The sequence below is a fragment of the Burkholderia sp. 9777_1386 genome (assembly GCF_015712265.1).
GTDB classification, from domain to species: Bacteria; Pseudomonadota; Gammaproteobacteria; order Burkholderiales; family Burkholderiaceae; genus Burkholderia; species Burkholderia cenocepacia.
The window spans coordinates 1-13,368 of sequence record NZ_JACCQB010000069.1 but is presented as its reverse complement, the minus strand read 5'-3'; the positions used below and the strand labels follow the sequence as shown (position 1 = coordinate 13,368).

The following is a 13,368-nucleotide window of genomic DNA, read 5'->3' as shown; positions in this document are numbered from 1 at the left end:
GCCGGAGCCGGCGCACCGAGGCGCCCGCCCTGGTCGACAGGAGCCTGCAATGACAGAAGAACAAGATTTGGCCGCGCTCAGCTTCAAGGCTGCCGCGCACGACCTCGAGTTGATCGTCCGCCATATCGCCGGGCGGTACATCCGTCAGCGCGTGCCGCTGACGTGGCGCCTGCTGCACGCGATCGAAGCCGAAGCGCTCGCCGATCTCGGCTTTGCGAGCCGGCACGACGCGAGCATGCGCCAGCTGTTCGAACGGCCGTCGGACATGACGTTTCCCGAAACCGACGATCCGATCGACTTCAGGCGCTCGAATGCGCTGCCCGCGGTCTTTTCGTTCGCCGTTCTCGCCTATGAAGCCGCGGCAACGGCGCACGACACCGCGCGTCCCGCGCGCGCGCTGCGCCCGTCCAAGGCGTGGGGCGACTGATGGCCCAGCCCCGGCCGAGCCGCACGGCGGCCGGTTCACCCGTTCGCTGCCCGAGACGTTGCGGAAAGGGCTACCATATACGCAACTAACGGAATTAATACCATGTCCCTTCCCGCCGCTCCCGACACTGCCGCACACCCGGAAGAAAAGGATCTGTTCGACCGCGATGCGTCCGACTGGGTCGCGTCGCCCGAAGCTGCGTTCGACGCATGGCTCGCCATGCAGGACTATCGCCGCTCGTCAGCCGATGTCTATCGCGCACAGTGGGGCGCGTTTCTCGCGTGGATGCGCGCGCATCAAAAGAACCTGGCGACGGTCGATACACCGACCATCGCGAACTTCGTCGGCGAGTTGCCGATCAAGAAAACGCAGCGGATGCGCTATCTCCGGCTGATCGAGCGCGTGCTGGACCATATCCGCCGCACCGAGTACGCATCGACCAATCCGGCCCGCTTCATTGCTCAGGATGGCGAAGCGAACTGGCGCAAGGCGCGCGACAACGAGCCGACCGGTTTCCTCACGCCGGCAGAGCGCGCGACGTTGCTCGCCTATCTGTTTTCGCCGATCGGCGTATCGGGTTCCGCATACTGGAAGGAGCGTCGCGACCGCGCGCTCGTCGCTGCATTTCTCGGCGCCGGCATCAAAACCGGCGAAGCGCGCTCACTTACGATTAGTTGCATCAATACGAGTGGCACGTCGCTGCGGATCGAGTCGACGCATCCGGATTATTCGCGGGAGACCCATCTGGCCTCGTTTGCGATCGCTTTGCTCGAAGCCTGGCTCACCGAGCGCAAGCGCCAGGAAATTCCGGGAGAACTCGTCTTCCCCGCATCGCATGCCGGGCGACCGATGCACAAGGCGACGATGCTGCGCGCGATCGACGCGATCGTCGAATCGGCCGGGCTCACGTCGTCACGCACCGCGCGCGCCAGCCCGCAAACATTGCGCAACACCTATGCGGCGGAATTGTTCGAGCACGACGTGCCGCCCGAGCGGGTCGGCAAATGGCTGGGCTTCATGCGGCCGATCTCGTCGAATCGCCTGCATCGCGCGTGGAAAAACTGGCGCGACGGGCTGGCCGACCACAACGGTGACGCGTCCGACCACGACGAAACTCACTGATCGGGAACCGGCTGCTCACGCGAAGCGATCCGTGAGCAGCCTTGTGTGGCGCAGCCTCACCGTTTCACAGCTCCCGAAAAATCTCACCTCAAGCTTCCCGGATCATCTCACCTGTGCGGCGCCGCTGGCCTCCCGGTCAGGTGTGCGCAAAACGCGCGACGGCTTCGAAGCGGGACGGCCAGGTGCCGGAAGCGTGCTCGCACTCGGGGCACGCGACTTCAAAACCTTCGTCGCCGTGCGACAGTTCCGGTTCGCCATCGCAATGCGGGCACTGGGTCGGCGCCGGAATCTCGTGATCCAGCGCGGTGCCGATCGCGGCATACGCATCCGCGTCGAGTTGTCCCGCCTCGGCCAGGCGCCGGATCAGCGCGGCGATTTCCGGATTCATTCCGCGGTTCGCGCGCAACGAACTCACGTCACGCGTTGCGCGCTCCAGTTCGTCGCTCTGCGTACGCAGCTGTTCTTCGAGCCGGTCGGCGCGCGCCTTGGCCGAACTCAATTGCTGCAGGAAATCGAACTCCTTGCGCTGGACGTCGCGCAACCCGCTCTGGTAAGTCGACGCCATGCTGCGCAACGAGTCCAGTTCGACCAGCATCGGTTTGACGCGACGCTCGGCTTCGGCCACCGCATCCTTGATTTGCTGCGCATAGTGCTCGGTACGCTGCTGTAATTCGGCTTGCAGCGCATCGATGCGGTCGCGCAGGGCGGCGTTCTGTGCCTGTTCGGCTTCGATCCGGCCGGCAGCCGCGGCCAGTTCCTTTTCCAGTCGTGCGACTGTGGTGAGCAACGTTGCTTCGCTTGCCGAACCGTGAGTCGTTTGCGACGCGAGCTGAACCTCGAGTTCGGTCACCCGCGCCTGCAATTGTTCGTTTCTCGCTTCCCCGCGCGCGAGCGCCCCTTCGAGCGTTTCCTGGCGGACGGTTGCGTCACGCAACCGCTGTTCGGCTTCGGCCATGTCGGCGCGAACCTGCTCGCGGTCGCCATCGAGGCTGTCGCGCGCCGCTTTCAATGCTTCTTCATAGAGTGCGCCCAGCAACGCGCCGGCTTTTTCCTCGACGGCTTTCGGGATCGCCGCGCCGTCCAGCCTGATCTTGGACGCGGAACGAATGCGCTCCCAGAAATGGTCGATGTCTTTCGGGATGTCGCTGGCGCTGCCGGTCTGGGTGAGATCGCGGACGTTGGCGGCCGAGGGCCGGATGCCGAGATCGAAGAACAAGCGTTTGCACGCATGCAGTGACAGTTCCTGGCGCCGTGCACCGCTTGCGCGCAGCGATTCCAGTTCTTCCCGAATGACTTGACGCATTTCGTCCAGGGTCATGACCACACTCGCAGACTATGAAATGTTGCAATCATAACGAAATACGTATTTCTTGATACTTGTTTCGAGGGTCCGTTGTGAATTTACGTCGTTTTGCACAGAAATCGGATCCATGAGCCCATCTGGTCGAAGGAGGCCCGGAATTCCGTGAAACAAAGCGAAGAAAGTCAGCCAAGTCCTTGTCTTGCAAGCATTTTTCAGCGAACCGCGAATTTCGGCCTTTGTTTCACATGACACCGGATCCGGTTGCCGGTCGGTGTTCAGGGGTTGGGGTGTCTGTGGAAAACTCGTCAGCCGATGTCTTGAGAGTATTAGAAGTAAACACCCTTGAACCCTTAGTTAAAAACGTTAACGCCACGGCACAGCCTTATGGAGCAAGGCTTTCCGGCCGACAAGGTGAAGTTTTACGGGAGCCAAGGTGACCTTCTGCGGGAGCTGACGTGATGGGGTTCGGGGAGCTGCGTGAGCCGTTGCAGGAAGAGTCGTGAGCGGATTCGGGATCACAGTAAAACACGCGTTTTCCCAAAGGTGAGGGTTTTCGGGGCCTCACAGCCATGGAACCCGCGCTGTGCCTGACTGCACAGTTTTCTGCCTGTGCAGACATAGGTGAGAATTTGCAGGACCCGCTTCGCGCCCCGATTCTGCCCATCTTTTGGGCAGATTTGGCGAAAGGTGAGGTTTCACGGGACTCCACGGGATTTTGCTGTGAGGATTTTCGGGAAGCGAACGCCATTTTGCACAGCAAAAGTGCTCTCGGGGGCCTGTGATGCCCCAAAGGTGAGGTTTTTCGGGAGGGAAATCCGGGTTTTCCTGCCCCGATCCCGTTAAGGTGAGCTTTTTCGGGGCATGGATCACAGACCGTGATCCGGCTTACAGGTGAGATTTTCCGGGAGCCGCAGGTGCTGAAAAAATGGGCAAAGGTGAGGCTTTTCGGGACCTGTTGCCGGCCAAATTCGCTGAAAAGCCCGCCAGGACTGGAAGAAATCTCGTTTTTACTGTGCCACTTTTTGGCACAGGTGAGATTTTTCGGGGGCTGACATACGGTTGTCGTATGAAGGATTCCGGTCCAAAGGTGAGGTTTTTCGGGGGATCCTGGCGCGGCACAGCCAAATGCCTACTGTGCATAAGTATCGGAAGAGATTGGAGTTTTTGATACCGCGCCGGTTACGGTGAGGTTTTTCGGGAGCGTTTTCCGTGCCCGCTGCTGTGCCGCATTTCGTCGGTAAGGTGAGCGTTTTCAGGAGTCGTTGGCAGCCGATCCCGCGCGGGTCGGGCGTTCGTCGGTAGCCGGATGCATCAGCAGGCTGTGCTTGAGGTGAGTATTTTCGGGACCGGATACGATTTGCGCGCTGTACAATGCGCGCCCGGGCTGGCCAAACACGCGCTGATCGGGCTGCGCGTGCCGGTTTCGACGGCGCTTTTGCATGTGTCGAAGCCGAATCGATCTCCCGGCGCGCCACGCCTGTACATGCATACAGGCCCGCTGGGCGGCGGTCGACGAGATCCGGTGAGGTGCAATCGCGAGCCGGTGTCGAACTCACGGCTGCGCAGTCGCAAAATTACGACAAATCGAAAGGTGAGCCGATACGGGAGCCAATTCCGCACGTGTCGAGCACAGGTGAAATTCTGTGAATCGGCGCATGCCGCGGCACGTCTGGAAGAGTCCGGAACGCCGCAACGGCGGACCGGTGAGCGTTTTCGGGAGCCGTTCGGGTGAGTGCCGTTTTGCCGGCGCGCTTCACCGGCTATGGTGAGCATGTCGTTCTGGACGCACATCACCGCAGGCGCTATCCTTCCGGGAAACTTCTCCTCCGACCCGACGTATGGCCACGACGAAGCGCGCCAAGAAAACCGATGTGGATGTGGTGAGTGCCAGTTCAGCCGAATTGCGAAAGGCCGTCGAGGCGATCGCCATTCAGCCGAAGAGCGGCAAGATCACGCTCCTCACTCGCAAGCTGTTCAATGTCCTGCTGGCCGTCGCGCAGCAGGCCGACGACTCGGGCGATACGTATCGCGCACTGCTGTCGGACATCGTCGCCAACTCCGCTTTCGATTCGAACGACACCGCCTTGGTGAAGGAACACCTGCGCCGCATGGTGTCGGTGCAGGTCGAATGGAGCACGGGGACGTCGAGCCAGAAGCCGGGCCGCAAGTGGGGGATCTCCACGCTGATCGCGGATGCGGAAATTCTCGAGGATCCGACCACCCGCCGCGTGTGGGTCGAATTCTCGTTCGCGCCGAAGATCAAGAAGAAGCTGCTCGACCCGGTCCAGTACGCGCGTCTGAGCCTGCAGTTCCAGAGCCAGCTGCGCAGCAGCGCGGGTCTCGCGCTGTACGAGATCTGCGTGCGCTACCTGACGAACCCGAGCCACCTGACGATGCGCGAGCCGTGGGAATGGTGGCGGCCGATCCTGTCGGGCACACCCGACACGGAAGCCGGCGACGAAGCGAAGCGCGAGTACAAGTACTTCAAGCGCGACTACCTGCGCCCGGCGATCGCGGAAGTCAACGCGGTCACGAACATCTTCGTCGAGCTGATCGAGCACCGCGAAGGGCGCCGGGTTGCCGAGATCCAGTTCCGCGTGACCGAGCGCAAGCAGCCGATGCTCGCGCTCGACGAACACCCGAACGTGTTCGACAGCACGCTGGTCGACCGGATGGTGAAGCTCGGGATCCCGCTGAAGGAAGCGCAGACGCTCTACGCGGACAGCGAGGAAAACCGGATTCGCGCCGCACTGCAGATGACCGAGCAGCGGATGCGCAGCACGACGCTCCCGCCGGTGCGCAGCGCGCCGGCGCTGTTCAAGGATGCGCTGAAGAAGGGGTATGCGCCGCCGGTCGAATCGGTCGACGCGCTGCCTGCCGGCACGCCGTCCGCGAAGGTCGCGGCTGCCCAGCCGGACGATCTGAAGGCCCGCCTGCTGAGCGAGTTCGCGGCGTTCCGCCGCAAGGAAGCGAAAGTGCTGTACGAAGAGCAGGGCGACGCGGAGCGCGAAGTGGCGCGCGAGTCGTTCGAATCCGAGGCGTTGCCGACGATGGGCTCGCATCTGCGCGACGACTGGCGCAAGCGAGGCCTCGATTCCAAGCTGGCCGAGACGGCCTTTTTCGACTGGCTGGCCCAGAAGACCTGGGGCGAGCCGACGGACGGCGACCTGCTGTCGTTCACGCTGAACCAGTCGCGGGCCGCTTGAGGCCCGCTCAGGCCCGTTGACGGGCCGCCGCCGGCTCCGCCCCCTGATCGGGCGGGACCGGCGCCCTCAATAGGCCCTGCGGGCCGTTTCCCTCACTCCGACAACAGCATCCGCTCGAGCTGCTCGAGAATCGCGTCGCGCTTGTCCTTCGGGAGGCCGCGCAGGCGCAATTCGATGCGGTCTTCGCCATACGACTTCAGGTCGCCGACCGACTTGCCGCCGAGCTTGATCTCGAGACGCTGCGCATAGCGCTGACGGCCCGCAGGCTTCGGCGTCTCCTGTGCCGCGACGCGACCCTTGACGATGTCCGACACCTGGCGCGTGCTGAGATCGTCCGACACGATCTTGTTGATCAGCCGCAGCGTGGCCTCGGTGCCGCGCGCATTGTGATAGCGGCCGACCTGATACGCCATGTTCGATCCGAAGCGATCGGGACGTGCGACCATTTCCTGCATGATCGCTTCCGGCAACTTGCCGATCGACAGCGCGACGGCCACTGTCGACTCGTCGAGGCCGAGATGCTCGGAGAGTTCTTTCTGGCTCTGGAAATGCTTGTCGTCGAGGAAGCGGCGCCACACGACAGCGTTGTCGAACACCGTCTGCGAATCGCGCTGAACGTTCAGGTCGTAGCCGAGCTTGTAGCTCTGGATGCCGATCGGCACATCGATCACGATCGCCTTGACCGATTCCTTGTTCGCTTCCTTCAGCGCCCGCACGCGACGCCCGCCATCGCTGACGAAATATGTGCCCGGGTTGTCGTAATCCGGAATCACGTGGATCGCCTGCTGCTGTCCCTGCTTCGCGAGGTTGACCGCGAGTTCGGCAATCGACGATTTCAGATAGAAGTGCCGCGGGTTGAACGGACTGTGCTTGATCGCCTTCAGCGGCAGCTCGATCACCTGCCCGGGTGCATAGCGATTCTCGAGACGCCACGCGCGATATTGCTGCGATTCGTCGATCGACGGATCGATCGTGAATTCCGGAGCAGGCGGCGGTGCGATGTCCTTCTTCGCGGATTTGGTCGGCGCCGGGGTCGGCGTCTCGGACTTGACGATGCCGTCGATCGCATTGAGCCGATCAAGCGCCGTGCGCTTCTCGCTCGTCGTGATATCCGGGCGCGCTTGGAATCCTTTGGCAAATTGGGAGGGTTTCATGTGACTCCTTTGTGCGCATAAAGTCAGGGCAGCATGGCGACGATTTCGTCGGCGCATGCGCGAATTTCGGCGGCGGCCAGCTTGCCGCCACGATCGTTCATCTGCAGCACGGTCTGACCGAGCGCCATCGCCTGCTTGTACGCTTCCCGAGTCGGAATCTGCGTCTTCAGCAGCGGGAAGCCGAGTTCCTCGAGCGCACGCTTGAGCTCACGGGTCAGCATGCGCTTCTCTTCGGTCTTGTTCAGCAGGAAGACCGCGCGGAGGTCTTCGTTCATCACCTGCGCCTGCTGAATCAGTTTGACCAGCCCGACGCTCGACCAGTAGTCGGCCGGCGACGACGACGTCGGAATCACGGCAATCGACGCGGCCAGCAGGACGACACCGGAGACTTTCTCGGTGATCGACGGCGGGCAGTCCACGACAATGATGTCGTAGTCGTTGATGAACTTCTTGATCTCGCGATGGATCTGGCCGTCGGCCTCGGCAAGGTTGACGACCGGAAACGGGATGCCGTTGTCGCTGTCGCCGGATGCGCTCGACCAGTGAACGAGCGTGTTTTGACGGTCTGCGTCGATGACGAGGACGCGCTTCCCTTTTTCATGGAACGCGGCGCCGAGATGCATGGCAATCGTGCTTTTGCCGACGCCACCTTTTTGTTGAGTGACTGCAATGATTTCCGCGGCCAATTTTCACTCCTGTTTTGGTCGTTGGAATTCTACAGGACGATATTTGAATTTCAATGAAATTGTCGTTCGACAACTACGCGTTGGCCATTCGGACTATCGGTTTATGCGCATAAACGAGCGGTGGATGTTCGATGGCTCGTTTGGACGGTGTGGTGAAGAGGAAGCGGCTGATGCCGAGTGATCGATGCCCTGCTCAGGATTACGTCTTCATGGGCGTATCGTCGGGGCCGTTCGTGGCAGAGATATCTCGACGCTCTCTCCTTTCGCGGGACGAGCCGCGTTGCCTGCGAGCCGCGAGTTTGTGCGCATAAAGACTGCGGAGGCCGATCGATGGCTTCGTCGCTAGAGCGCATGGTATTCACTCGCGAGCGACCGGCGTGAGCTGCGTGTCGTAGTCAGGTGCGTAGATCACGAGGTGCGTCGTTGAATGGACGTGCATGGAGGCAATGTCCTGCCGGGCCGTAGTGTTTATGCGCATAAACCAGAGGCAACGATAGGCCGCGACGAAGCGCCGTTGGCAGAGACTACGCCTGAGTCAGGCGGGCAATGACGTCATGTCGGGGACGACGGTCTATCGATATAGCCATCGCGCAGTGCCGTTGCGTGTCGACATATGTCCATGCCACGAGCCAAGCTGTACCTCGCCCGGCAATCGCGCGCTTTATGCGCATAAACCTAGCCGGCGTGTTCCGCAATCGCATACCCCTTTCGCGACCCGAGACAGCCCTCACGAGACAGCCCTCACGAGACAGCCCTCACGAGACAGCCCTCACGAGACAGCCCTCACGAGACATCGGCTGCGCCGGTCGTCGGCCCCGCGAAGCCACCCGCCCGACTTTATGCGCATAAACAACCACTCTCCGACGCGTCTCCCGCCGAACACAGGACACTCCCCTCTCGCGATCACAGCGCATCGCCAAACCGAAACCGCCTCAGCGACCTATCAAGAGGAACCCCACACCGATCTCGATTGCCCCCCCCATCAGGCCCCTCGATGCAGACTCGCTACAATACAGGCCTCACCCCTCCTGCCTTGAACGATGATCACGATCTACCACAACCCCCGATGCTCGAAGTCCCGCGAGACGCTTGCGTTGGTCGAGTCGCTGAATACCGCCGGCGTGCCGCTGAATGTCGTCGAGTACCTGAAGACGCCGCCGACTGTCGAGGAGCTGGACACGCTGCACAAGCAGCTCGGCCGCCCGGTCCGCGACATGCTGCGCGACGGTGAGGAGCCGTACAAGGCGTTGAATCTGGCCCGCGCGGATCTGACCGACGCCGAGGCCTACGCAGCGATCGTCGCTCATCCGGTTCTGCTGCAACGCCCCATCGTCGTGTATCGCGGCAAGGCGGCTATCGGTCGCCCGCCCGAGTCGGTGAAGGCGCTGTTCGAATAATTCTTGCCGCGCGTATTTTTCTTATTGCATCAACGCGCTCCAGCCCGGCACGCGCAACGGCAATCCACGCCGACGCGCTCGCCGGGCCGCACCCGCCAGCCACCACCGGAACGATGCGTCGGCAGGCACCGCGACGCCTAGCCCCCACCGGACGATCCATCGTCACCGTCCGGCTCCCGCCCCGCCGCCGCTTTCGCGGCCGTCCGCAACAGCGCGATCTGTCCGCGATAGGCGCGGCATCCGCTGCAGGTCGGCAGATGCACGCGCACCTGCAGGCGCTCGTGCAGCGTCAGACGCCGATCGAGCGCATCCGACAGCAGTCGCGTCACGTCAGTACATTTCCCCGGCAGCATCTTCGGTCGTCAGTCCTTTTTCGCTCAGGCAGGTTCGCAGGCGCGTGCGCGCCCGATACAGCAGCACGCTGCAATGATTCGTCGTCAACGTCAATTCACTGCAGATGTCCACGATTTCGACATCGAGGAATTCGCGCATCATGAACACGCGTCCGATCTGCTCCGGCAGATGGTCGAGGCACGCCTGGAACAGCGTCCAGAATTGCTGCTGCTGCAACAGCGTTTCGGGCTTCGGCCACGGACGCGGTTTCGCGTGCGCGGCCCAGTGACCGTTGTCCTTGAACAGTTCGCGATCGAGCACGGATTCGCCGTCGAGCTCCGCATCGAGCGCGGTCAGGCTCACCATCCGCTGCCGTGCGCGCAGCACGTCGATCAACTTGTTGCGCAGGATGCCGAACACCCAGGTCTTGTGGGCCGACTGTCCGGCGAAATCGCCGGCATGCGACCACGCGGCGGCCAGCGCTTCCTGCACGGCGTCTTCGGCCGCGTCGGCGTCGCGGAGCTGGAGTCGCGCGAAGCGCAGCAGGTCGCGCCGCAGTTGCGCGAGATAGGTGGGGTCGTCGTATGCGGACGGCATGTCTGGGTGGCAGTGTCTCGAGGCGACCGCGCGTGCGTCACCGAGCGGGCGCGTCGCGGTGCGAGCAGCTTACTGGGCGCGGTGCCGGCCTGCAACGCAATGTTCCGTCACGATTTCACGAAGCCGGTCGCCGCGCTGCGCTATGCTTGCCGAACCCCGTCGCGCGCGTCGACGCCGACACGCGGCGGGCAATCTGTAACGTCGGAACATAACGGTCGAGTTATCCACAATTTCTGTGGAAAACCTTGTGGAAAGTCGGCCGGACGGCCCCGTGGGACGGCTCGCGGGCTGGCTTGCCTATAAACAGACCTTTGTCGCTCATTCGGAAGCAATCGATCCGATTCCTCACTCACCGGAAGGAGAATGCCATGTCTTATCGTATTGCGGTCGTCGTCGGCAGCCTGCGTCGCGCGTCGACGAACCGTGCGCTCGCGCACGCCGTGATCTCGCTCGCCCCCGCCGATTTCTCGTTCGAGTTCGTCGAGATCGGCGAGCTGCCGTTGTACAGCCAGGACTACGACGCGGATTTCCCGGACGTCGCGAAACGCTTCAAGCAGTCGATCGAAGCCGCCGACGCGCTGCTGTTCGTCACGCCCGAGTACAACCGGTCGATTCCGGGCGTGTTGAAGAATGCGCTCGACTGGGGTTCGCGCCCGTGGGGTTCCAACTCCTGGTCGGGCAAGCCGGGCGCGGTGCTCGGCACGTCGCCGGGCGCGGTGGGAACCGCGCTCGCGCAGCAGCACCTGCGCAACGTGCTCGCGTACCTCGACGTGAAGACGCTCGGTCAGCCGGAGATGTTCATCAAGCACGATCCGGCGCGCATCGACGACCAGGGGCAGATCGTCAGCGAGGACACCCGCAAGTTCCTGCAAGGCTTCGTCGATCGCTACGCGAGCTGGGTGCGCCTGCTGAAGTCGGCGTGATGTCGCCGGCCTGATCGCCACCCCCGTTCACGCCGCCGGCGCCGGCCCGCCCGCAGCGGGTCACGCGCCGGCGTGGCGTGCGTCGCGCGCTTCGCGGATGCCGAGCAGGATCTCGTCGAGCAGCGCGATGTCGAACGGCTTCGACAGCACGCGGACGTTGACGGTGCGCGTGCGGTCGAGTTCCTCCGCATAACCCGTGACGAGAATCACGGGCAGTTTCCCCGGCCGCTTCTCGATCGCTTCGGCGAGATCGATGCCGTTCAGGCGGCCCGGCATGTGGATGTCCGAAATCACGAGATCGAACGCATCGTTCGCGGCGGCGCCTTCGATCAGGCGCAACGCGTCGTCGGCAGTCGGCGCATAGGTCACGCGATGACCGAGCAGCGACAGCAGCGCCTCCGTGCCGGCCGCGACTTCGCCGTTGTCCTCGACGAGCAGCACGTGCAGGCCGGCGAGCGCGCCGCTCCCCGCATCATGCGCGACGGCCGCCGGCCGCGCGACGACATCCTCGGCGCGCGCGCGCGGCAGGTACAGACGCACCGAGGTACCCGCGCCGACCGCGCTGTCGATCGTCGCGAGGCCGCCCGAGCGTTCGCAGAACGCGAATACCTGGGGCAGGCCGAGCCCCGTCCCCATCCCCTGCGCCTTCGTCGTGAACAGCGGCTCGAACGCGCGGGCGAGCACGTCGGGCGCCATGCCCGAACCCGTGTCGTCGAGCGAGATCTGCACGAAGTCGCCGGTCAGCGGGAAGCCGTCCTCGCGGCGCAGCGTGACGTTGCGCGCGCCGACCGTGAAGCGTCCGCCGGTTGCCATCGCATCGCGTGCGTTGACCGCGAGGTTGATCACCGCGAGCTCGAGCTCCGCGACGTCCACGCGGATCGGCCAGACGCCCGGCTCGATCGCGACGACCAGCGACGACTTCGACCCGAGCGACGTCTTCAGCAGTTCGCGGCACGTGCCGACCCATTGCCCGACGTCGATCGTCTCGTTGTGCAGCGGCTGCTTGCGCGCGACGCCGAGCAGCTGGCGCGTGAGCGACTGCCCGTTCTTCAGCGCGCGTTCGATCGCGCCGAGCTCCTTGTCGAGATGCTGGACGCCGCGCCGCCGCGCGATCTGCACGTTGCTCGAGATGATCATCAGCAGGTTGTTGAAGTCGTGCGCGACACTGCCGACGAGATTGCCGAGCGCCTGCATCTTGCGCGACTGCCGGTACGCCGATTCGATCGAGCGCCGCATCGACGCTTCGGCCTGCCAGCGGTCCCACGCCTCTTCTTCCGCCTTCAGCCGCTTGAGCGACAGCCAGATCACGGACCACAGCGCGACCGACGGCGCGAACATCGAGAGGAACAGCACGCTCAGGTGTTCGTACCATTCATGCCAGATCGCCGACGTGCGGTACGCGCAGCTCACGTAGACGGGATAGCTGCCGACCTGGCGATACGCGACGATCTCGCTGCTCGCGCCGTCGTGGCGCACGCGCACGACGCCGGCGCGCGGATCGTTGCGCGCATTGCCGAACGTGATCGAGCGATCGGTGTGCGCGAGCGACGGCGGCGGCGGATACGACGCGATCACCGCGCCGTCCGAGCGCGCGAGCGCCATCGTCATCGGCGTGCTCGCGCCGCCGAGCAGGTCGCGGTAGAACGCGTTGAAATACGACGACTTCAGCGCGATCGACACCATGCCGGCGAACGAACCGTCGCTATGGCGCCGCGCGACGCCCGTGTTGAACACGGGGATGTTCTCGAGCTTGAGCGGCCCCATCATCAGCCGCGAGATGTGTTCGATGACCTTGCCGTCGCGAATGCCGGCGAAGTCGTCGCGGTTCGCGATCGACGCGTACGGCGCCGGATAGTAGAGGCTGTTGGCGAGCAGCATCCCGCTCGCGCCGAAGATCGACACGGCCGCCACCTGCGGATAACCGCCGCCGATCGTGTTCAGCGCTTCGTGGATGTCGGATTCCCTGCTGCGCACGGTCGCGTCGTCCATGTCCTGCACGAGGTCGACGATGCGCGCATCGAGCGTTTCGCTCAGGTCGAACACCTTGAGCGCATGCTCCTCGGCGACGCGCACCGTGCGCATCGTCACGTCGCTCGCGGCGGCCTCGCGCGCCTTCAGGTCGTTGTACGCCATCACCACCACGTAGATGCACGGCAGCACGATCGCCGCGACGAGCAGCACGATCAGCGTGACGCGGCGCACCGCGAAATCGTGCTCCGG

11 protein-coding genes are annotated in these 13,368 nt (G+C 63.6%); 5 read left to right on the top strand and 6 right to left on the bottom strand.

The annotated features are described in order from the left end of the window. The first annotated feature begins 49 nt into the window (after window positions 1-49). Both H0X91_RS31235 and H0X91_RS31230 read left to right on the top strand, forming a co-directional pair. The gene (locus tag H0X91_RS31235) at window positions 50-427 is read left to right on the top strand and encodes a DUF2471 family protein (protein ID WP_196433634.1); all 378 of its coding nucleotides are present in this window, start codon (window positions 50-52) and stop codon (window positions 425-427) included. A 102-nt stretch (window positions 428-529) separates the two neighbouring features. Next, window positions 530-1,549 carry a tyrosine-type recombinase/integrase gene (locus H0X91_RS31230; protein ID WP_196433633.1) on the top strand — a complete coding sequence of 340 codons (1,020 nt, stop codon included), beginning with the start codon at window positions 530-532 and terminating at the stop codon, window positions 1,547-1,549. Between the two features lie 136 nt (window positions 1,550-1,685). On the opposite strand, the gene H0X91_RS31225 is transcribed toward H0X91_RS31230, so the two are convergent. Beyond that, on the bottom strand, window positions 1,686-2,867 hold the full coding sequence (locus tag H0X91_RS31225) for a DNA-binding protein (RefSeq protein WP_006485168.1): 1,182 nt from the start codon (window positions 2,865-2,867) through the stop codon (window positions 1,686-1,688). A gap of 1,823 nt (window positions 2,868-4,690) precedes the next feature. On the opposite strand from H0X91_RS31225, the gene H0X91_RS31220 reads away from it, so the two are divergent. Then, window positions 4,691-6,058: a replication initiation protein gene (locus H0X91_RS31220; RefSeq protein WP_006480193.1), complete on the top strand. Its 1,368-nt coding sequence runs from the start codon at window positions 4,691-4,693 to the stop codon at window positions 6,056-6,058. Window positions 6,059-6,150: 92 nt separating this feature from the next. Here H0X91_RS31220 and H0X91_RS31215 read toward each other — a convergent pair whose 3' ends face one another. Together H0X91_RS31215 and parA are read right to left on the bottom strand one after the other, a co-directional pair. Continuing rightward, complete coding sequence (locus tag H0X91_RS31215) at window positions 6,151-7,212, bottom strand: ParB/RepB/Spo0J family partition protein (protein ID WP_006485146.1); 1,062 nt, start codon at window positions 7,210-7,212, stop codon at window positions 6,151-6,153. A gap of 23 nt (window positions 7,213-7,235) precedes the next feature. After that, on the bottom strand, window positions 7,236-7,898 hold the full coding sequence (gene parA, locus H0X91_RS31210) for a ParA family partition ATPase (protein ID WP_006480195.1): 663 nt from the start codon (window positions 7,896-7,898) through the stop codon (window positions 7,236-7,238). A 1,040-nt stretch (window positions 7,899-8,938) separates the two neighbouring features. On the opposite strand from parA, the gene arsC reads away from it, so the two are divergent. After that, window positions 8,939-9,295, top strand: a complete 357-nt coding sequence (arsC, locus tag H0X91_RS31205; RefSeq protein ID WP_060211082.1) for an arsenate reductase (glutaredoxin) — start codon at window positions 8,939-8,941, stop codon at window positions 9,293-9,295. Between the two features lie 137 nt (window positions 9,296-9,432). Here arsC and H0X91_RS31200 read toward each other — a convergent pair whose 3' ends face one another. Then, window positions 9,433-9,648 carry a zf-HC2 domain-containing protein gene (locus H0X91_RS31200; protein WP_006485156.1) on the bottom strand — a complete coding sequence of 72 codons (216 nt, stop codon included), beginning with the start codon at window positions 9,646-9,648 and terminating at the stop codon, window positions 9,433-9,435. Further along, the gene (locus tag H0X91_RS31195) at window positions 9,626-10,225 is read right to left on the bottom strand and encodes an RNA polymerase factor sigma-70 (protein WP_006496230.1); all 600 of its coding nucleotides are present in this window, start codon (window positions 10,223-10,225) and stop codon (window positions 9,626-9,628) included. Before H0X91_RS31195 ends, H0X91_RS31200 begins: the two co-directional genes overlap by 23 nt. Window positions 10,226-10,593: 368 nt before the next feature. Here H0X91_RS31195 and H0X91_RS31190 point away from each other — a divergent pair, with 368 nt between their 5' ends. Next, window positions 10,594-11,148, top strand: coding sequence for an NADPH-dependent FMN reductase (locus H0X91_RS31190; RefSeq protein ID WP_006485152.1), 555 nt, complete (start codon window positions 10,594-10,596; stop codon window positions 11,146-11,148). A gap of 60 nt (window positions 11,149-11,208) precedes the next feature. Here H0X91_RS31190 and H0X91_RS31185 read toward each other — a convergent pair. Beyond that, window positions 11,209-13,368: hybrid sensor histidine kinase/response regulator (locus tag H0X91_RS31185; RefSeq protein WP_230878060.1), on the bottom strand; the 2,160-nt coding region annotated here is incomplete at its 5' end.